The sequence below is a fragment of the Bradyrhizobium sp. 2TAF24 genome (assembly GCF_052115025.1).
Taxonomy (GTDB): domain Bacteria; phylum Pseudomonadota; class Alphaproteobacteria; order Rhizobiales; family Xanthobacteraceae; genus Bradyrhizobium_A.
This window is the reverse complement of sequence record NZ_JBFRFW010000003.1, coordinates 304822-323981: the sequence shown is the minus strand read 5'-3', so window position 1 is coordinate 323981 and position 19160 is coordinate 304822. Positions and strand designations below refer to the sequence as shown.

Here is a 19160-nt window from a genome sequence, read left to right as displayed (position 1 = left end):
CCCATGCCGCCGGCGCTCATCGGCGGCATGGCTTTGGCGCCGCGCTCCGGCGTGATCGCGCAGGTTGTTTCATGACGACGTGGGATGGTCCGGTGGCGCGGTGCCGAACACCAGGCGCCAGCCTTTCAGGGTGTCCATATACTCGCGCACCCGGTGGATCCGTCCATCCTGCAGCGCGAACACGAAGCAGTAGTCGAGTTCGTAAGGCCGCCCGTCCGGCAACGTCGCCCGCATCCGCTCTTCCACCACGACCGTCGGGCCGTCGCCATACAGGCCGGCGAAGGTGATCGTCACATCGGCGAACAGCTTGCGCATCTCGGTGGCGATGAAACGGGCGATCGGCTCGGCGCCGATCATGTGATCGGCGTGCCGCAGTGCGACCGCCGTGGCGTTGTGCCGCGGCGCGAGCCATTCGGCGTCCGGCGTGAACAGCGCGGCGATCTCCGCCACATCGCGGCTGGCGAACACGCGCCAGGCGCGGGTGATCAGGTCCTTGCTCGAGGGGGATGTCATGGGCGCTCCTGGCATGCTTCTGCGGGCGTGGCCCGGAGCACCTACGGCCGCGGGCCGTCGTTCGCTCGCCGGAATCGGACCTGATCACCGCCGCCCCCTTCCGCGCTCGTGGTTTCCGGGTAGAATTGCCGCATGCTGAGCTTCGAGACCTGCAACGCCGCGCGGCTGCGGCGGGACGCCGCGTTCGACGGTCGGTTCTTCACCGCCGTGCGGACCACCCGCATCTATTGCCGTCCGGTCTGCCCGGTGAAGCAGCCACTGACCCGCAACGTGAGCTATTTCCCGACCGCCGTTGCCGCCGAGCGCGCCGGCTACCGGCCCTGCCTGCGCTGCCGCCCCGAAACCGCGCCGTTCTGCCCGGCCTGGAACGGCACCCGCACCACGGTGGCGCGGGCAATGAAGCTGATCGAGGACGGCGCGCTCGACGACGGCTCCGTCGCCGCGCTCGCCGCCCGGCTCGGTGTCAGTCCGCGCCATCTGGCGCGATTGTTCGAGCAGCATGTCGGTGCAAGCCCGCTGCAGACGGCGCAGACCGCGCGGCTGCAGCGCGCCAAGCGCCTGCTCGATTCCACCGGTGACAGCATGACCGAGATCGCGTTCCGCGCCGGCTTCGGCAGCCTGCGCCGTTTCAATGCCGCATTCCGCGCGCTCTACGGCCGGGCGCCGTCGGAGCTGCGGACGCGGCGCAAGTCACCGCAGGCCGTGCGGCATCCGGCCGGTGGTCCGGGAGCGGTCTTGCATGTTTGAGGGTGTCGAACGTTATACCTACATCGACACCCGGATCGGGCCCCTGCTGCTCGCCGGTGATGGCGACAGCCTGCACCTGCTCAGCTTCCAGAGCGGCAGCCGCGTGCATCATCCGCGCGACGGCTGGCGGCATGATCCCCAGGCCTTCCCGGAGGTCCGCCGCCAGCTCGACCAGTATTTCACCGGCAGGCGCAAGAGCTTCGCGCTGCCGCTGGTGCTGAGCGGCACGCCGTTCCAGAATGCGGTGTGGACCACGCTGCAGACCATTCCGTTCGGCGCGACCACCACTTACCAGAAGCTGGCGCAGCGCATCGGGCGTCCGGCGGCGATCCGCGCGGTCGGCGCGGCCAACGGCGCCAATCCGCTGCCGATCATCATTCCTTGCCACCGCGTCATCGGCACCAACGGCTCGCTCACCGGCTTCGGCGGCGGCATCGAGACCAAGCGCTTCCTGCTGGCGCACGAGGGCGTCGGCAAGGAGACGGCGGATTTGTTTCAGACATAGTCGCCGACGCGTCGCCCGGATGAGCGTAGCGACATCCGGGATAACAACATCCGCCGCTCACCCGGATATCGCTGCGCTCATCCGGGCGACGAAGCGGCGCGACCCTACTGCGCCGCCTCCAGCCGCTCCTCGGTGAGCAGCCGCGTCGCGGCGTCGGCGTCCATCGGCTCGCCGAAGGCGAAGCCCTGGGCGAATTCGCAGCCGAGCTGGTAGAGCTCCACCGCGTCGGAGTCTGTCTCCGCGCCTTCCGCCACCACTTCCATGCCGAGGTCGTGGGCCAGCGACACGATCGATTTGAGGATCACCGGGCGGGTGCCGCGGCTCGTGGTGCGCACGAACGACTGATCGATCTTGATGGTGTCGAACGGGAATTTCTGCAGGTAGGACAGCGAGGAGTGGCCGGTGCCGAAGTCGTCGAGCGACAGCCCGGTGCCGAGTTCGCGGATGCGCTGCAGCATCTGCGCGGCGTGCTCGGGGTTCTCCATCACCAGCGACTCGGTGAGCTCGAGCTTGAGCGTGCCGCGGGCGACCGCGGAGCGCGACAGCACCGTGCGGATGTCATGGATCAGGTCGTGGCGCAGCAGTTGCCGTGACGAGACGTTGACGCTGGCGAACACCGGCTCGCGTGAGCGCATCGTGCGCTGCCAGATCGCGAGCTGCTTGGCGGTGCGGTCCATCACGAACATGCCGAGGTCGACGATCAGGCCGATCTCCTCGGCGATGCTGATGAACTCGCTTGGCGACATCCGCCCGAGCTTGGGATGGTCCCAGCGCGCCAAGGCCTCGAAGCCGGCGATCGAGCGGTCCTCCAGCCGGACGATCGGCTGGTAGAGGATGGTGATCTCCTCGCGCTCGATGGCGCGGCGCAATTCCGATTCCAGCGTCAGGCGGTCGGTCTTGCGCGAGCGCATCGCCGGTTTGTAGACGTCGATGCGGTCGCCACCGATCCGCTTGGAATGATACATCGCAAGCTCGGCGTCCTTGATGATCTCGTCGCTCAGCGGCGCCTGCGGATCGGACAGCGCGAGGCCGATCGAGGCCGTGAGGAAGATCTCGCGGTCGTTGAAGGCGATCGGGGCGCGGATGGTCTTGCGGATGGTCTCGGCGAAGGCGGTGATGCGCGCCGGGTCCTGCTCCGACAGCAGGATCAGGCCGAACTGGTCGCCGGCGAGGCGGGCCAGGGTATCCTGGGGCTTGAGGATGCGGGTGAGTCGGCGCGCCAGCGTCAGCAGGATGGAATCGCCGACCGCGATGCCGACGGAGTCGTTGACCTGCTTGAAGCGGTCGAGGTCGATCACCATCACGGTGGGTCGCATGGTGGGCATGGTCTTGGCGAAGTTCGCCACCGCCGAGAGGCGGTCCATGAACAGCTTGCGGTTGGGCAGGCCGGTCAGGTTGTCATGCACGGAATCGTGCAGCATGCGCTCTTCGGAATTCTTGATCTCGGTGACGTCGGTCAGCGTGCCGACCACGCGGGAGACTTCGCCGTCGGAGCCGACCACCGGCCGCGCCTTGAGTGCGAACCACATGAAATGACCGTCCGGGGTGCGCAGGCGGAAGTCCTGCACCAGACGGCCGCGGCGCTGGTCGAGCACGCTGTCGAGCGCCGCGCGGAAGCGGTCCTGGTCGAGCGGATGCAGCACCTCGAGCCATTTGGCGGCGGGGCCTTCCAGCGTGCCGCGCTTGAGGCCGAGCAGGGTCTCGGTTTCCGGGCTGGTGAACACCTTGTCCGAGGAAACGTCCCAGTCCCAGATCAGGTCGCCGGAGCCGACAAGGGCCAGCGCCCGGCGCTCGACATCGGAGACGATGCCCTGCGTCGCGCCGCCGCCGGCGAAAGCGTGCTGCATCACCGTGAAGCCGATCAGCATGACGATCAGCACGAGACCGCCGAGCAGCGCCGGGCCGACGATGTCGTTGGTAACGCTGCCGGCGACCGTCATGCCGGCCGCCACCACCCACACCACCAGCAGGAACCAGGTCGGGATCAGCAGCACCGCGCGGTCGAAGCCGTGGGTCGAGAGGTAGACGATCAGCGCGAAGCCGGCGAAAGCGATCATCACCAGCGAGATGCGGGCGATCCCTGAGGCGACCGCGGGATCGAACAGCGCCAGCGCCACCAGCGAGCCGAGGAAGGCCAGCCACAGCAGCGTGATGTGCGAGTAGCGCACATGCCAGCGCGACAGGTTGAGATAGGCGAACAGGAACACCAGCAGGGTCGCGGCGAGGATGGCCTCGCCCGCGGCGCGCCAGATCCGCTCGGCGCCGGCGGACATGTCCAGCACCTTGCCCCAGAACCCGAAGTCGACGCCGATATAGACCAGCACCGCCCAGGCCAGCGCCGCGGCGGCGGGGAACATGATGCTGCCCTTGACCACGAACAGGATGGTCAGCACCAGCGCCAGCAGGCCGGAGATGCCGATCACAATGCCCTGGTAGAGCGTGAAGGAATTGACCTTGTCCTTGTAGGCTTCCGGTTCCCACAGGTAGAGCTGCGGCAGCTTGTCAGTGCGCAGCTCGGCCACGAAGGTGATCACAGAGCCGGGATCGAGGGTGACGCGGTAGATGTCGGCGGTGGCGCTGTCCTGCCGTTCCGGGCGGTCACCGGTGGACGGCGTGATGGTGGCGATGCGCGACATGCCGAGGTCTGGCCACAACAGGCCCGACGACACGATGCGGTAGTGCGGCGCCACGATCAGGCGGTCGAGCTGGTCGTCGGTGTTGTTGGCGAGCGCGAACACCACCCAGTTCTGGCCGCCCTCGCGCGCGCGCACCTCGATGCGGCGGACGATGCCGTCGGGGCCGGGCGCGGTGGAGACCTGGATGCGGTCGGTGTCGCTGTGCTGATGGTCGAGGATTGCCGTGAGGTCGATCGCGGGCGCATCGCTGCGGACGCTGACGGCGTCAACGGCGCGTGCAGCCGGCGCGGAAGCAAGCATGATGAGGCCCAGCGCCACCGGCGCGAGCCATCGGATCAACCGCAATGTCAGCTCTCCGCGTTCACGTGTTCCGGTTCCAACGTTCATATCCTTCTGCAGCCAACACGCATGCGAACGTCAGAACCTGGAAACACTAGCATCCGAAACACTAGCATCATTGTGAGTTTCGGTGCGGCCTGGGATCAGCCAACCCACGGACAATTTCATTGCACGGCGGGGTGCGCCGTGCGTTCCGCGAGGGGCGGACCGACCGCTCCCGATGTGCTTTCAATGGCACAAATATGAAGGAAAACCAAGGGTTTCCGCTGTGTCGCGTCCGGTCAGACCGTGAGCACAATTTTGCCAATATGTTGGCTGGTTTCCATCCGGCGATGCGCTTCGTTCGCCTTTTCCAGCGGGAAAGTGCTGTCCATCAAGGGCTTGATCCGCCCCGTCTGCAGCAGCGGCAGCACCTGGGCGGTGATCGCCTCCACCATCGCCGCCTTGTCGGCCACTGACCGAGGCCGCAGCGTCGAGCCGGTGTGGTGCAGTCGCTTCACCATCAGCTTGGAGAAGTTCACCGTCGCCTTCGGCGAGCTGAGGAAGGCGATCTGGACAATGCGGCCGTCGACGGCGGCGGCGTCATAATTGCGCTCGATATAGTCGCCGCCGACCATGTCGAGGATGACGTTCGGTCCGGCGCCGTCGGTCGCGGCCTTGGCTTCGGCGACGAAGTCCTCGGTCTTGTAGTTGATGGCACGGTCGGCGCCGAGCTTGAGGCAGGCCTCGGCCTTGTCCTGGGAGCCGACGGTGACGATCACCTTGGCGCCGAACGCCTTGGCAAGCTGGATCGCCATGGTGCCGATGCCCGAGGACCCGCCGTGGATCAGCAGCGTCTCGCCGGCCTTCAGGCCGCCGCGCTCGAACACGTTGTGCCACACGGTCATCAGGGTTTCCGGCGTGGCCGCGGCGTCCTGCAGGGTGAAAGCGGCCGGCACCGGCATGGCGTGGGTTTCGTGCGCCAGGCAGTACTGGGCGTAGCCGCCGCCGGCGACCAGCGACATCACCTTGTCGCCCACCTTGTAACGCGTGACGTCGGCGCCGATGGCGGCGACCTCGCCGGCGACCTCGAGGCCGGGCAGGTCGCTGGCGCCCGGCGGCGGCGGGTAGACACCGCTGCGCTGGGCGACGTCGGGGCGGTTGACGCCCGCCGCGGCGACCTTGATCAGTACGTCATGGGGGCCGACCTGCGGCAGTGGCCGCGTCTGCGGTTTCAGCACGTCGGGACCTCCCGGCTGGCTGATGGCGACGACGGTCATCTCGGTGGGCAGCTTGTCCATGGTTGGTCCTTGCGCTGGAAGGCGGCTATGGTCGGAACGGCACGCTTTATAGCGTGTTCGGGCGGCGCGGGGACTGCCGCCGTGCCGCGGCGGATCAAGAAAGCGTGCAGGGGCGTGTCGGCGGTCGCGCGGCGGAGGCCGTGAAGGATCGCTGGAACCGGCATGCGTGGAGAATGTGACGATGGCCTTGGATGACGACGACCGCCCGAAGAAGAAGATCAGCCATGAGATCGGACAGGACCTGTCGCTGCTGTCGGTCGAAGAGCTGAACGACCGCATCGCGCTGTTGCGCGAGGAGATCGCACGGCTCGAGACCGCGCTCGGCAAGAAGAAGGCGTCGCGCGACGCCGCCAACCAGTTCTTCAAGTCATGATCGGCGGTTTGGCAAACGAAAGCTGAAGAAAACCCCTCATTTACGGGAGATTAAGCTTTCTCCTTCATTACTTGGGTGTCCATCTTTTGGACACCGAGTGGCTCCTGTCCACTCTGTTTGACGCCTCCCTGTTATCAACTTCAAAAGCCGCCGGAAACGGCGGCTCTTTTTTGATCTTTCGATACCGCTCGATCTTTACTCACAGCCTTCATTCCGCTGGAAACCATATTGCACGGTCGTTCGTTGTCGCGACTGGACTCTCGGAAGCCGGCGCGCAATGATTTGTTCATCATATTCTGCGTGCTGTTGAGTGAGGCGTTAACCATGTCGGAGATTGCGCAAAGCGAAGCCGGCCTTGTCATGTTCAGTGAACGGCTGACCAATTCCGCGGCGTTCGGGACGTTGTTTCGTGAAGGCATGGATCTGGTCGAGGAGACGGCCGCCTATCTCGATGGCGCCGGGCGCAATGAGGCCAAGACGCTGGAGCGTTCTGTCGGTCTGACCTATGCCACCGAGAGCATGCGCCTGACCACGCGGCTGATGCAGCTCGCATCCTGGCTGCTGCTGCATCGCGCGGTGAAGGAAGGCGAGATGTCGCTGGCACAAGCCAATCGCGAGAAGACCAAGGTCAAGCTGACCGCGGCCGATCCCGGTGCCACGGACATGGTCGAAAAGCTGCCGGAGGCGCTGCGGGAGCTGATCACGCGCTCGATGGCCCTGCAGACCAAGGTGCGCCGCCTCGACGCCAGCATGCATGCCAGTGAGCCGGTGCAGTCGGGCAATCCGCTGATGCCACAGCTCGACCGCCTCAAGGCCGCCTTCGAGCGCTGAGGTCACTGGCCGGTTCCGGCGCGCTTGTTCCGCGCCGGTCTGCTGCGACGATCACAGCTGATCCCGCATACGAAAAACGCCCCGGCCGAGCCGGGGCGTTTTTGTTTGCAGTCGACGGAGTTTGCAACCCCGGATTGGTCACTTCTTGAGCAGGCCCGAGAACTTCTTCTGGAAGCGGGACACGCGGCCACCGCGGTCGAGGAGCTGCTGCTGACCGCCGGTCCACGCCGGATGCGACTTGGAGTCGATGTCAAGGTTCAGCGTGTCGCCTTCCTTGCCGTAGGTCGAGCGGGTGATGAACTCCGTCCCGTCGGTCATGACGACCTTAATGTTATGATAATTCGGGTGAATTTCGGTTTTCATCGCAAAATCCTCTTGGCGCGCGGCGCGCTCGTCCTGACGTGATCCGTGTTTTCGGGGGCGAATTCGGGCCGCTCTATAACGCATGGCGGGCTCGGAAACAAGCTGCCGAGGACGTTCTGTCCTGTTTGCCAGCGGCCGCCGTCCGGCCTATCTGAGGCGCTGAAAAAGCAGGCCGAACCAACAGCATGGCAGGTCAGACGAGATGAGCGCGATGGAGCAGGGCGACCTGCGGGGCCGGGCCGAGCCGGCGGCGACGACGACGCGGCCGGCGCCGCAGCACGGAGCGGACGCAGCGGAGGCCAAGCCGGCCCGCGGCAATCGCCTGCGCCCCCTGCTGGCGCTGTGGCCTTATGTGGCGCGCTACCGCGGTCAGGCGCTGGCAGCGCTGGTCGCGCTGATCGTGGCCTCGCTGGCGACGCTGGCGGTGCCGATCGCGGTGCGACGGATGATCGACCTCGGCTTCAGCCCGAGCGGCGTCGCCCTGATCAACAGCTATTTCGGCGTGATGATCGGCGTGGTGGCGGTGCTCGCCCTCGCCAGCGCCTCGCGCTACTACCTCGTCATCACGCTCGGTGAGCGCATCGTTGCCGACCTGCGCCGCGACGTGTTCAATCACCTGGTGCGGCTGTCGCCGGCGTTCTTCGACCGCAGCCACAGCGGCGAGCTGGTGTCGCGCCTCACCGCCGACACCACCCAGATCAAGTCGGCGGTCGGCGCCTCGGTGTCGGTGGCGCTGCGCAATCTCGTGCTGTTCATCGGCGCCTCCAGCATGATGGTGGTGACCAGCCCGCGGCTCTCGGGCTTCGTGCTCGCGGTGATCCCGTTGATCGTGCTGCCGCTGGTGGCGTTCGGCCGGCGTGTGCGCACGCTGTCGCGCGGCGCGCAGGACACGCTGGCGGATGCCTCGTCCTATGCCTCCGAGCTGATCGGCGCGATCCGCACCCTGCAGGCGTTCACCAACGAGCGGCTGGCATCGTCGCGGTTCGGCGCCGAGGTCGGCCGCGCGTTCGACGCCGCGCGCTACTCCACCCGCGCCCGGGCTTTCCTCACGGCGATCGTGATCTTCCTGATCTTCTCCAGCGTGGTCGCGATCCTGTGGGTCGGCTCCCACGACGTGCTCACCGGCCACATCAGCGCCGGCCGGCTCGGCCAGTTCGTGCTCTATGCCGCGTTCGCAGCCGGCGGCCTTGGTGAGCTCAGCCAGGTGTGGGGCGAGATCTCGGCGGCGGCCGGCGCTTCGGAGCGGCTGTTTGAGATCCTGCGGGTGCAGCCCGATATCGCCGCGCCCGCGGCGCCGAAGACACTGCCGCAGCCCCCGCGCGGCGACATCGCGTTCACCGACGTGCGGTTCGCCTATCCGACGCGGCCGCAGCATGTGGTGGTGGACGGTGTGTCGTTCACGGTCCGCGCCGGCGAGCGCGTTGCGGTGGTCGGTCCGTCCGGCGCCGGCAAGAGCACGCTGTTCCACCTCCTGATGCGGTTCTACGATCCGTCGGGCGGTGTCGTGTCGTTCGACGGCGTGCCGATTCCGGACGTCACGCCGCAGGACCTGCGCAGCCGCATTGCGCTGGTACCGCAGGACACGGTGGTGTTCTCCGGCACCGCGCGGGATAACATCCGCTTCGGCCGGCCCGACGCCAGCGATGCCGACGTCGAGCGCGCCGCCGAGCAGGCCCACGCCACCGAGTTCATCCGCCGCTTGCCGAAGGGCTTCGACACCGAACTCGGCGAGCGTGGCGTGACGCTGTCCGGCGGCCAGCGCCAGCGCATCGCGATCGCGCGCGCCATCCTGCGCGACGCGCCGCTGCTACTGCTCGACGAGGCGACGTCGGCCCTCGATGCCGAGAGCGAGACGCTGGTGCAGACCGCGCTGGAGGACCTGATGCAGCACCGCACTACGCTGGTGATCGCGCACCGCCTCGCCACCGTGTTGTCATGCGACCGCATCCTGGTCATGGAGAACGGCAGGATCGTCGAGCAGGGCACGCACACGAGCCTTGTCGCGGCCGATGGCCTCTATGCCAAGCTGGCGCGGCTGCAGTTCGAAGGCATCTGACGGCAATCATCGTCCCCAAAGCCGGGCCAAAAAGCGCGATCCGTCCTTGACGGATCGCGCGGACCCGGGTCAGCGGCCACAACACCGCCCCTCATCCTGAGGGCGGAAGCCGCACCATCATCACGGTGTCCACCGCATCCGCTTGACCGGGCGGCCGGAGACCGGATTGACGTCGTCGCCGGCGTCGACAAAACCATGCTTGTGATAGAAGCCGATGGCGCGGGCGTTGTCGCTGTTGACGAGCAGGGTGATGCCGTCCGGCGACAGCCGCTTGGCTTCATCCACCAGCAGCCGGCCGATCGGTGATCCCCAGTGGCTCGGGCCGACCACCAACTGGTCGAGATAGCCGCTCGCATCGATGGTGACGAAGCCGGCCAGCGTGCCGTCCTCTTCGGCAACGACGATCTGCGCGGCCGGGACGAGTTCGGCGCGCCAGCGCTCGCGCCACCACGGCACCCGCGCGGCGAAATCGATCGCGGGATAGGCGAGCTGCCAGGTGCGCTGCCACAGCTCGATCGCCGCATCCTCGTCGGTTGCGCGGTAGGGGCGGAGGGTGATGCTGGGCTCGGGCATTATTGTGCCGTCGTCGCTTTGAGCGCGCGGTCCGTAACCCCCGGCGTCATGCGCGGGCTTGACCCGCGCATCCGGCTTTCGCGCGCGACGTGGTCACGGAACAAGCTGGATTGCCGGACCAAGCCCGGCAATGACGCATCATAAGTGGCGACGTCGCCGCTCCGCATCACCGCTCCGTCAGCTTGAGCTCGATACGGCGGTTGCGGGCGTAGGCCTCATCCGTCTTGGCGGGGTCGAGCGGCTGGAATTCGCCGAAGCCGGCGGCGACCAGGCGCTGCGGCGACACGCCCTTGGAGATCAGGTACTGCACCACCGAGATGGCGCGCGCCGCCGACAGCTCCCAGTTCGACTTGAACTCGGGGCTGGCGATCGGCCGCACGTCGGTGTGGCCGTCGACGCGCAGCACCCAGGGAATTTCGCTGGGAATCTGCTTGTCGAGGTCGGTCAGGGCGGTGGCGAGCTGGTCGAGCTCGGCGCGGCCCTCCGGTAATAGCTGCGCCTGGCCGGTGTCGAAGAACACCTCCGACTGGAACACGAAGCGGTCGCCGACCACGCGGATGTCGGGCCGGTTGCCGAGAATGGTGCGCAGCCGGCCGAAGAACTCCGAGCGGTAGCGCGACAGCTCCTGCACCCGCTGCGCCAGCGCCACATTCAGGCGCGAGCCGAGGTCGGCGATGCGGCTCTGCGCCTCCTTGTCCTTCTTCTCCGAGGCATCGAGCGCCTGCTCCAGCGCGGCGAGCTGGCGCCGCAGCGCGCTGATCTGCTGGTTCAGGACTTCGACCTGGGCGAGCGCCCGGCTCGTGAGCTGCTTCTCCGAATCCAGCGCCTTGCCGAGCTCGCTGGCGCGGCCGGCGGCGTCGTTGCCGGTGGCGGCGAGGCCGTCATAGAGCCCCTTGACGCGGTCGCGTTCGGCCTCCGCCGAGGCGAGACCGGCGCGCATCTGGCCGAGCTGGTCCTCGATGTTGAGCTTGCTCAACTTCTCCAGCGACAGCAGGTCGGTGAGCTGAGCGATCTGGGCATTGAGGCGCTCCAGCGCCTTGTCCTTGCCGGTGACCTCCTGGGACAGGAAGAACTGCACCACCAGGAAGACCGACAGCAGGAATACGATCGCCAGCACCAGCGTCGACAGTGCGTCGACGAAGCCGGGCCAGTAGTTGAAGCCGGAATCGGACCTTCGTCCGCGGGCAAGCGCCATATCGGCAATCTCCGTGATCGGGCGGCGTCAGTTCTTCTCGGGCTGGCGGGCAATCTGCTCCAGCAGCTTGCCGATGTCGCGGTTGAGCTCGCCCTGGCCGTCGGCCCATTCGCGGATCAGTTGCTGCTCGGTGCGCATGTGCTGCACCAGGCCCTGGATCGCGTCGGCGAGGTTGGCCATCGCGGTGGTGGTGGCGCGGTGCGACCCCATGTCCTCCACGGTGGTGCGCAGCCGTTCGATCGCGCCCTGCAGCTGGGTGCCGTCCGCACCCGCAAACGCCGCGCCAGTGCCGCCGCGTTCCGACGAGTACTCGCGCACCGTGGTGGCCAGCCAGTCCTCGAGGTCGGTGTAGAAGCGGTTCTGCGCCTGGCTCGACTGCAGGTCGAGGAAACCGAGGATCAGCGAGCCGGCAAGGCCGAACAGCGAGGACGAGAACGAGATGCCCATGCCGCCGAGCGGGGCGGCGAGGCCTTCCTTCAGCGTGTCGAACACCGCGCCGGCGTCGCCGCCGACCTTGAGCCCGTCGATCACCTTGCCGACCGAGCCGACCGTCTCGATCAGGCCCCAGAAGGTGCCGAGCAGGCCGAGGAATACCAGAAGCCCGGTCATGTAGCGGGAGATGTCGCGGGCTTCGTCGAGCCGGGTCGCGATCGAATCCAGCAGGTGCCGCATGGTCTGCTGGGTGATGCTCATGCGCCCGACGCGGTCGCCGAGGATCGCCGCCATCGGCGCCAGCAGCCGCGGCCGGCGGTCGACCGCGAGGCCGGGATCGGCGATGCGGAAGCCGTTGACCCACGAGACTTCGGGATAGAGCCGGATCACCTGGCGGAACGACAGCAGGATGCCGATCGCCAGCACGGCGCCGATCAGCGCGTTGAGGCCGGGATTGGCGAGGAAGGCGGCCCACACCTGCTTGTACAGCACGACCAGCACCAGCGCGCACAGGATCAGGAAAACCAGCATGCGGACCAGGAAGATCCGCGGCGAGGAGAGCTTTGTCGGGGCGATTTCGTCCGCGAAGCGGTCTGGGGTACCTTGCGCCATGTCGAGGGTCTGCTGTCCTTGCACGTGAGGCGTATCGTTCCGCCAATATGGCACAGCGGCGGCGGGAAGAAAGGTGGAGCATGGCCGCAAAGCCGCACTGTGCGGAACCGGTCGGGTGGTCGTCGCGCAGCGTTGAAACCGCCTCCGCAGGCGCTCGTATCTCAGCAATGTCAATGGCCCGTGATAGGGCGGGAGGCGCGGAGCGATGGCATTTGTGGTGGCGCTGGTACTGATGGCGGCGGCCTTCGCCGTGTGCATGGCGGGGGCGTGGCTGGTGCAGCAGCGCACCGGCAATTCGGGCTGGGTCGACACCATCTGGACGTTTTCGCTCGGCGGCATCGGTGCGGCCGGAGCGCTGTGGCCGCTGCAGGCGTCGGCCCCTATGCCGCGGCAGTGGCTGGTCGCGGCGCTGATCGCATTGTGGGCGTTGCGGCTCGGCCGCCATATCGCCCAGCGCAGTGCCGGCATTGCCGACGATCCGCGCTATGCCCGTTTCGCGGCAGATTGGGGCGCGGAAGCGCCGCGCCGGATGTTCGTTTTCCTGCAGAACCAGGCGCTGGGCTCGTTGCCGCTGGTGTTCGCGATATTCGTTGCAGCACACGCGCCACGGCCGCTCGATGCACAGGATCTGCTTGGCGCGCTGCTTCTCGCCGCGGGCATCGCCGGCGAAGCGGTCGCGGACACGCAGCTGAAGCGTTTCCGCAGCGCTGCCGCCAATCGCGGCCGGGTGTGCGACGCCGGGCTGTGGCGGCTGTCGCGGCATCCCAACTATTTCTTCCAGTGGCTGGGTTGGCTGGCCTACCCGGTGATGGCGATCTCGCTCGCCGATCCGCTCGGTTATCCTTGGGGCTTCGCGACACTGCCGGCGCCACTGATCATGTACTGGATCCTCGTCCATGTCACCGGCATTCCGCCGCTCGAGGAGCAGATGCTGCACTCGCGCGGGGATGCGTATCGCGCCTATCAGGCGCGCACCAGCCGCTTCTTTCCCTGGTCGCCGCGCGTCGCGGCGGACCGCTGAGTTCAGTTGTCTCCGATGGAGCGCATGCCGCCATGACCATGATCGCCAGTCTCATCGCGGCCGCCGAGCGCGCGCCGTTGCCCGACGTGATGGTGCGCGCCGGCATTCAGGCGCTGTGCGCCCGCACCGCGCAGCGGTTGTCGCGCGGGGATGCGGCGAGCGATGCGGCGTTCGCCCGCCAGATGACCGCGCGGGCGATCGCCGAGCACACCGGCGCCGCCAATGCCCAGCACTACGAGGTGCCGGCGGCGTTCTTCGGCATGGTGCTGGGGCCGCACCGCAAGTATTCCAGCTGCTTCTATCCGACCGCCGGGGCAACGCTGCAGCAGGCCGAGGAGGAGGCATTGCGGCAGACCTGCGTGCGCGCCGGCCTCGCCGATGGCCAGCGTATCCTCGAGCTTGGCTGCGGCTGGGGCTCGCTGTCGTTGTGGATGGCACGGGAATTCCCCCGCGCCGGCATCGTCGCCGTGTCGAATTCGCAATCGCAGCGGGCCCATATCGAGGGGCAGGCGCGGGCGCGTGGCCTGCGCAACCTCACGGTCGTCACCGCGGACATGAACGATTTCGCGCCCGCCGAGCGCTTCGATCGCATCGTCTCCGTCGAGATGTTCGAGCACATGATGAACTGGCGCGAACTGCTGACGCGGGTTTGCGGCTGGCTGGCGCCGCAGGGCCGCTTCTTCATGCACATCTTCACGCATCGCTGCGGCGCTTACCTGTTCGATCACGGCGACCGCGCCGACTGGATCGCGCAGCATTTCTTTACCGGCGGCGTGATGCCGAGCCATCGCCTGATCCGGCAGTATGCCGACCTGTTCACGGTGGAACGGGAATGGCGCTGGAACGGCGTGCACTATCAGCGCACGGCGCAGGACTGGCTGCGCAACTTCGACGCCCACCGCCAGGCGATCAAGGAGGTTCTGCGACCGGTCTATGGCGAGGAGACGCGGCTGTGGATGCGGCGCTGGCGCTGGTTTTTTCTCGCCACCGCAGGGTTGTTCGGCCATGCTGGCGGCGAGGAATGGGGCGTCAGCCACTACCGGCTGGCGGCGGCGTGACCGAGCGCACCTCGATGCGTTTGGGGTCGACACAGATCGCCGGTGTTTCGGCCGAATCGTAGGAGCAGTTGGAAAATGCTTCGCCGCTGTGGACCTCGGCGGGGCCGTCGACTTCGGCGATCAGGCGTGGGTTATCCTTCTCCCAGCGCATCCGCAACTGGTCGGGCAGGCCCGGCCACACCAGCGCGGGGCCGCCGCGCGGCCGGCGTGTCGAGCCGATTTCGGGCGGACGGCCCGAGGCGATCCACGCCGCGGTCACTGCGGCGGAGCTATCGGCGTGATCGTAATGATAGATCACCGCATAACGCGGCTGCGTGGCGTCGTGCAGGATGGCGACGACCTTGAAACGATCGAGCGGATCGCGCGCAAGCCATGCCAGCAGGCCGACCGCGAGCACGATGGTCGGCCCGGCCATCAAGCCGATCCCGATGGGGGATCGGTGCAACGGAAGTTTGGCGGCGGACGTCTGCATGGTTGAAGCTCGATTGAGCTTCAATTTAAAGCCTATCGCGTCCGCGATCAATTGATCGCGGGTGCATGCGGGTTTGACGGGTGAGCAGGGCAGCCGGTTCCAGCTGCCGCGGAGCCGCCGGGGTCCGTCAGGGCACCGCCTTGAGGACCTTGAGCAATTCGCGATGGATGGTCTCGTTGCCGCAGACCACGTCGCCGGTCTTGAGCGGGTCGTCGCTGCCTTGCATGCCCGACACCTTGCCGCCTGCCTCGCGGATCATCAGCATGCCGGCGGCGAGGTCCCAGGGCTGCAGGTCGCGTTCCCAGTAGCCGTCGAGACGGCCGGCGGCGACGCCGGCGAGATCGAGCGACGCCGCGCCGAAGCGGCGCAGGCCGGCGACCTTCGGCATCATGGCACCAAGCTCGCGGTGGGCGAGGCCGAGATTGCCGCGGCCGATATGCGGCAGGCCGCAGGCGATCACGCTCTCGTTGAGCTGCTTGCGGCCGGCGACGCGCAGGCGCTGGTCGTTGAGGAACGCGCCCTTGCCGCGTTCGGTGACATAGAGCTCGTCATTGGCCGGATTATAGATCACGCCGGCGATCAGGGTGTCCTCGCGCAGCAGGCCGATCGAGATCGCGAACTGTGGAATGCCGTGCAGGAAGTTGGTGGTGCCGTCGAGCGGATCGACGATCCAGGTGTGGCTCTTGTCGGTGCCCTCCCGCGCGCCGCCCTCCTCGCCGAGGAAGCCGTAGCCCGGACGCGCCTTGGCGAGATCGTCGTACAGCATCTCCTCGGCGCGCTTGTCCGCGGCGCTGACGAAGTTGGCCGGGCCCTTCATCGAGACCTGCAGATTCTCGATCTCGCCGAGATCGCGCTTGAGGCTGCGGCCGGCGCGACGCGCGGCTTTCACCATGACGTTGATGAGGGCTGAGGGGATCATGGCTCGATTTCACGGCGACCCGGGCAGGGTCTTGGTTGGAGGTCGATGGGGTGTTGCCGGTTGGGTGCCCTGTGCCGGCGGCAACGTCAAGGGGCGTTCAGGTCAGGACTGTTGCAGAGGTCATTTGCCGGTCAGCCAGTGCCGTGCGCGGGCCTCGGCCTTGGCGCGGTCCTCCGGCGACAGCTTCTCCAGTTCCGCTTCCAGCATCAGGTCGCCATTGCCGCCGGTCTTGGCGATCAGGTGCCATTTCAGCCCCTCCACCTTGTCCATCGGCGCGCCGATCCCGGCCACCAGCACCCGCGCGAGGCGGTTCTGGGCGATCGGGCTGCCCTGGCGCGAGGCTCGCCACAGCAGCTTCACCGCGGCATCCTCGTCCTTGGGCACACCGGAGCCGTTGAACAGCGCGATTGCGTATTCGACCTCGGCGTCGAGGTAGTTGGCGATCGCGGCCTTCTGGAGCAGCTTGGCGGCCTCGGCAGGGCTTTTCTCCACCGCGCGGCCTTCCTTGTAGAAGGTCGCGAGCGCGTATTGTGCCTCGGGGCTGCCGGCGTCCGCCGCCTGGCGGAACAGCTCGGCGGCGCGCTTGAGGTCCTGCGGGAAGGTCTGGCCCTCGAGATAGAGCAGGCCAAGATTGTAGGCCGCCGCCGCCTTGCCGAGCTTGGCGGACGATGCCAGCAGCTTGGCGCCCTCGCTGCGGTCGGCCGGGCCGCCGCGGCCGGCGATGCGGAACATGGCCAGCGCGAACATCGCCTCGCGGTCGCCGCGATCGGCGGCGGCCTTGTACCACAGCGCCGCCTTGGCATCGTCGCGGTTGGTGCCGAAGCCGTTGGCATAGAGCTCGCCCAGCAGCGTCATCGCCTTGATGTCGCCCTTGTCGGCGGCGCGCTGGGTCGCGATCCGCAGCGCCTGGCCGTACTGGCCGCGCTGATAGGCGCCGAAGGCGAGGTCGACATTGGGATCGTCCGCAGGTGCGGCCGCGGCCGCCGGCGCGGGGGCCGGGGCGGCTTTGGTATTGGCTTTGGGGGCAGTCGCGGCAGGAGCCGCGGGAGCCGACTTGGCAGCGGCAGGCGCCGGTGGCTTCGGGGCGGGGGGCTTGCCGGCGGTCGGCGGCGCGGCCTTCGGCGACGGCTGCGGCACGCCGGGCGGGCTCAGCGAGATCTGCGCCTGGGCGCCGGGCAGCGTGCCGAAGGCGAGGCAGCATGTCGCCAGCAGCAGGGCTTGCAGGGCGGTTGTTCCGGTCGGCATCCTTCTTTCCTCACCGGCTCGATGACCGGCCTGCGCGCCATGGGGCGCCCGGCTGAACTTCGTCAAAACGTCGGGTCCGGGTCCGGACCGGCGGCTGGCTCCGGCGACGCAGGGCCGTCGGAAGAATGGGGTCTATCAATACACGTGTGCTGGGTGTTTGGGCGTTCGTATGGAGGCTTCGCGGCAACATTGCTGCGAACGTTACGTGCCGTGCGTCGAATCCAGACGGATCGCCTGGGCGGCCTCCAGCAGCGCCTGCCGCGGACCGCGCGGGTCGCTCCAGACGAGGTCGGCGACCAGCACGAAATCGGCGCCGGCGGCGGCGAACGCGCCGGCCTCCTCGAGCGTCGCGGCAAAGCCGACACAAGGCGGCTCGAACAGCTCGGCCCACCATCCCAGCCGCTCGCAGATGGCCTCGGCCGACGGGCGCCTGCCATCCGCATCGGGCTCGCCGAACAGCACGTAGTCGGCGCCGGCCTCGCCGGCCACCATGGCGTCATGGCGGGTGATGAGACCGCCGACCCCGGCGATGCGCGACGGCTTGAGGCCCGGCATCTCCTCGGTCATGGCGGCGACCCCGGTCAGGTGCGCGCCATCGGCACCGGAGCGGGCGACGATACCGGGATGGCCGTCGAGCAGGCAGGCGACGTCGGCGCGCTGCACCGGCGCAACCAGCTTCTTGGCGCGCTCGGTCAGGGTGCGGTCGTCACTCGGGGTGAGGCGGACAAGGACGGCGGCGACATCGACGCCGTCCAGCAGGGCGGGAAGCGCGGCCGCGAGCGGCGCAGGGTCGGTCACCGCCGGCGTCGCGAGGTAGAGGCGCGGCGCCGGACGGGGCGGGACGGGTGTCGGCTTGGCGCTCACGCCGCCTTCTTTTCCAGCTCGGCCTTCCACTCACCCTTGCTGGCGAGGCTGTTCATCTCGGCGCGGTGGGTAAACGCCTGCTGGCCGGCCGCGACGTTGTCCGCCTTGCCCGCCCAGGCCTTCTGCGGCGCCGCCTGCAGCGCGCGGCCGTAGGAGAAGGTCAGGCCCCACGGCAGGCCGCCGATGCGGTGCATGGCGTCGAGGTGGGCGGTGGCCTCCTCGTCGCTCTGGCCGCCCGACAGGAAGGCGATGCCCGGCACGGCGCTCGGCACGCAGGCCTTGAGCAGCTTGACGGTCTGCTCGGCGACCTCGGCGACCGAAGCCTTCCTGGCGCTCTTCTTGCCGGCGATCGCCATGTTCGGCTTCAGCACCATGCCCTCGAGGGCGACCCGCTGAACGTACAGCTGCTGGAAGGTCTCGTTGAGCACCGCCTCGGTGACCTCGTAGCAGCGCGCGATGTCATGGTCGCCGTCCATCAGCACTTCCGGCTCGACGATCGGCACGATCTGGGCGGCCTGGCACAGCGCGGCGTAGCGGGCCAGCGCATGGGCGTTGGTCTGGATCGCGGTGCGGCTCGGGATGCCGTTGCCGACATCGATCACCGCGCGCCACTTGGCGAAGCGCGCGCCCTGCTCGTAATACTTCTTCAGCCGCTCGGCGAGGCGGTCGAGGCCGACAGTGATCAGCTCGCCCGGGCAGCCCGGCAGCGCCTGGGTGCCTTCGTCGACCTTGATGCCGGGGATCGAGCCGGCGGCCTCGATCAGCTTGACCAGCGGCGTGCCGTCCTTGGCCTTCTGCCAGATGGTCTCGTCATACAGGATGACGCCGGAGATGTACTTGCTCATCGCATCCTTGGAGCGGAACAGCATCTCGCGGTAGTCGCGGCGGTTGTCCTCGGTCGACTCGACGCCGATGGCGTCGAAGCGCTTCTTGATGGTTCCCGACGACTCGTCGGCAGCAAGAATACCCTTGCCCGGTGCGACCATGGCTCGGGCAATCTTGTTGAGGTCGGCGAGGTTCATCGGGATCGTCTCCTAAGGTCTGGCGATGGGATCGAATGCGGTTTTGGGATCGAACGGGATCAGTGTTCCGGGGCGGCTCAGCCGGCTCGGCGTGGATGTATCAC

The 19160-nt window shown here is 67.8% G+C and carries 19 protein-coding genes; 7 read left to right on the top strand and 12 right to left on the bottom strand.

The genetic code is table 11. From position 1 onward, the window contains the following. Positions 1 to 69: 69 nt before the first annotated feature. The gene (locus AB4Z37_RS07390) at positions 70 to 513 is read right to left on the bottom strand and encodes a nuclear transport factor 2 family protein (RefSeq protein WP_441516050.1); all 444 of its coding nucleotides are present in this window, start codon (positions 511 to 513) and stop codon (positions 70 to 72) included. 132 nt (positions 514 to 645) lie between these two features. Between AB4Z37_RS07390 and AB4Z37_RS07385 the strand changes: the two genes are divergently transcribed. Beyond that, entirely contained in the window at positions 646 to 1260 is a 615-nt protein-coding gene (locus tag AB4Z37_RS07385) for a bifunctional transcriptional activator/DNA repair enzyme AdaA (RefSeq protein WP_441516049.1), read from the top strand. Continuing rightward, entirely contained in the window at positions 1253 to 1765 is a 513-nt protein-coding gene (locus tag AB4Z37_RS07380) for a methylated-DNA--[protein]-cysteine S-methyltransferase (protein ID WP_441516048.1), read from the top strand. Before AB4Z37_RS07385 ends, AB4Z37_RS07380 begins: the two co-directional genes overlap by 8 nt. 104 nt (positions 1766 to 1869) lie before the next feature. On the opposite strand, the gene AB4Z37_RS07375 is transcribed toward AB4Z37_RS07380, so the two are convergent. Both AB4Z37_RS07375 and AB4Z37_RS07370 read right to left on the bottom strand, forming a co-directional pair. After that, a complete protein-coding gene (locus tag AB4Z37_RS07375) occupies positions 1870 to 4746 on the bottom strand; it encodes an EAL domain-containing protein (protein WP_441516047.1) in 2877 nt (958 codons plus the stop codon). A gap of 275 nt (positions 4747 to 5021) precedes the next feature. Next, on the bottom strand, positions 5022 to 6020 hold the full coding sequence (locus AB4Z37_RS07370) for an NAD(P)H-quinone oxidoreductase (protein ID WP_441516046.1): 999 nt from the start codon (positions 6018 to 6020) through the stop codon (positions 5022 to 5024). 181 nt (positions 6021 to 6201) lie between these two features. On the opposite strand from AB4Z37_RS07370, the gene AB4Z37_RS07365 reads away from it, so the two are divergent. Next, entirely contained in the window at positions 6202 to 6393 is a 192-nt protein-coding gene (locus AB4Z37_RS07365; RefSeq protein WP_441516045.1) for a DUF1192 domain-containing protein, read from the top strand. A 324-nt stretch (positions 6394 to 6717) separates the two neighbouring features. After that, complete coding sequence (gene rcdA / locus AB4Z37_RS07360) at positions 6718 to 7224, top strand: protease adaptor protein RcdA (protein ID WP_441516044.1); 507 nt, start codon at positions 6718 to 6720, stop codon at positions 7222 to 7224. A gap of 138 nt (positions 7225 to 7362) precedes the next feature. On the opposite strand, the gene rpmE is transcribed toward rcdA, so the two are convergent. Next, positions 7363 to 7587, bottom strand: a complete 225-nt coding sequence (gene rpmE / locus AB4Z37_RS07355) for a 50S ribosomal protein L31 (protein ID WP_441516043.1) — start codon at positions 7585 to 7587, stop codon at positions 7363 to 7365. Between the two features lie 202 nt (positions 7588 to 7789). On the opposite strand from rpmE, the gene AB4Z37_RS07350 reads away from it, so the two are divergent. Then, a complete protein-coding gene (locus AB4Z37_RS07350) occupies positions 7790 to 9643 on the top strand; it encodes an ABC transporter ATP-binding protein/permease (RefSeq protein WP_441516042.1) in 1854 nt (617 codons plus the stop codon). Positions 9644 to 9763: 120 nt separating this feature from the next. Here the strand turns inward: AB4Z37_RS07350 and AB4Z37_RS07345 are convergent, their stop codons facing one another. From AB4Z37_RS07345 to AB4Z37_RS07335, 3 genes are all read right to left on the bottom strand, one after another. Next, complete coding sequence (locus tag AB4Z37_RS07345) at positions 9764 to 10216, bottom strand: GNAT family N-acetyltransferase (protein ID WP_441516041.1); 453 nt, start codon at positions 10214 to 10216, stop codon at positions 9764 to 9766. A gap of 166 nt (positions 10217 to 10382) precedes the next feature. Further along, entirely contained in the window at positions 10383 to 11411 is a 1029-nt protein-coding gene (locus AB4Z37_RS07340; protein WP_441516040.1) for a peptidoglycan -binding protein, read from the bottom strand. Positions 11412 to 11438: 27 nt separating this feature from the next. Then, complete coding sequence (locus AB4Z37_RS07335; RefSeq protein ID WP_441516147.1) at positions 11439 to 12455, bottom strand: flagellar motor protein MotA; 1017 nt, start codon at positions 12453 to 12455, stop codon at positions 11439 to 11441. A 205-nt stretch (positions 12456 to 12660) separates the two neighbouring features. Between AB4Z37_RS07335 and AB4Z37_RS07330 the strand changes: the two genes are divergently transcribed. After that, positions 12661 to 13476: a DUF1295 domain-containing protein gene (locus AB4Z37_RS07330; RefSeq protein WP_441516039.1), complete on the top strand. Its 816-nt coding sequence runs from the start codon at positions 12661 to 12663 to the stop codon at positions 13474 to 13476. A 32-nt stretch (positions 13477 to 13508) separates the two neighbouring features. Continuing rightward, positions 13509 to 14534 carry an SAM-dependent methyltransferase gene (locus AB4Z37_RS07325; protein ID WP_441516038.1) on the top strand — a complete coding sequence of 342 codons (1026 nt, stop codon included), beginning with the start codon at positions 13509 to 13511 and terminating at the stop codon, positions 14532 to 14534. Here the strand turns inward: AB4Z37_RS07325 and AB4Z37_RS07320 are convergent. The 5 genes from AB4Z37_RS07320 to AB4Z37_RS07300 form a co-directional block, all read right to left on the bottom strand. Beyond that, positions 14506 to 15057: a hypothetical protein gene (locus AB4Z37_RS07320; RefSeq protein ID WP_441516037.1), complete on the bottom strand. Its 552-nt coding sequence runs from the start codon at positions 15055 to 15057 to the stop codon at positions 14506 to 14508. The two genes, AB4Z37_RS07325 and AB4Z37_RS07320, sit on opposite strands and share 29 nt — an antisense overlap. A 76-nt stretch (positions 15058 to 15133) precedes the next feature. Continuing rightward, positions 15134 to 15925 (bottom strand): inositol monophosphatase family protein, encoded by a 792-nt coding sequence (locus AB4Z37_RS07315; protein WP_441516036.1) that lies wholly within the window; start codon positions 15923 to 15925, stop codon positions 15134 to 15136. 120 nt (positions 15926 to 16045) lie between these two features. After that, complete coding sequence (locus AB4Z37_RS07310) at positions 16046 to 17170, bottom strand: tetratricopeptide repeat protein (protein ID WP_441516035.1); 1125 nt, start codon at positions 17168 to 17170, stop codon at positions 16046 to 16048. A gap of 201 nt (positions 17171 to 17371) precedes the next feature. After that, a complete protein-coding gene (locus AB4Z37_RS07305) occupies positions 17372 to 18034 on the bottom strand; it encodes a thiamine phosphate synthase (protein WP_441516034.1) in 663 nt (220 codons plus the stop codon). Continuing rightward, entirely contained in the window at positions 18031 to 19056 is a 1026-nt protein-coding gene (locus AB4Z37_RS07300) for a class I fructose-bisphosphate aldolase (protein ID WP_441516033.1), read from the bottom strand. Before AB4Z37_RS07300 ends, AB4Z37_RS07305 begins: the two co-directional genes overlap by 4 nt. Between the last annotated feature and the right edge of the window lie 104 nt (positions 19057 to 19160).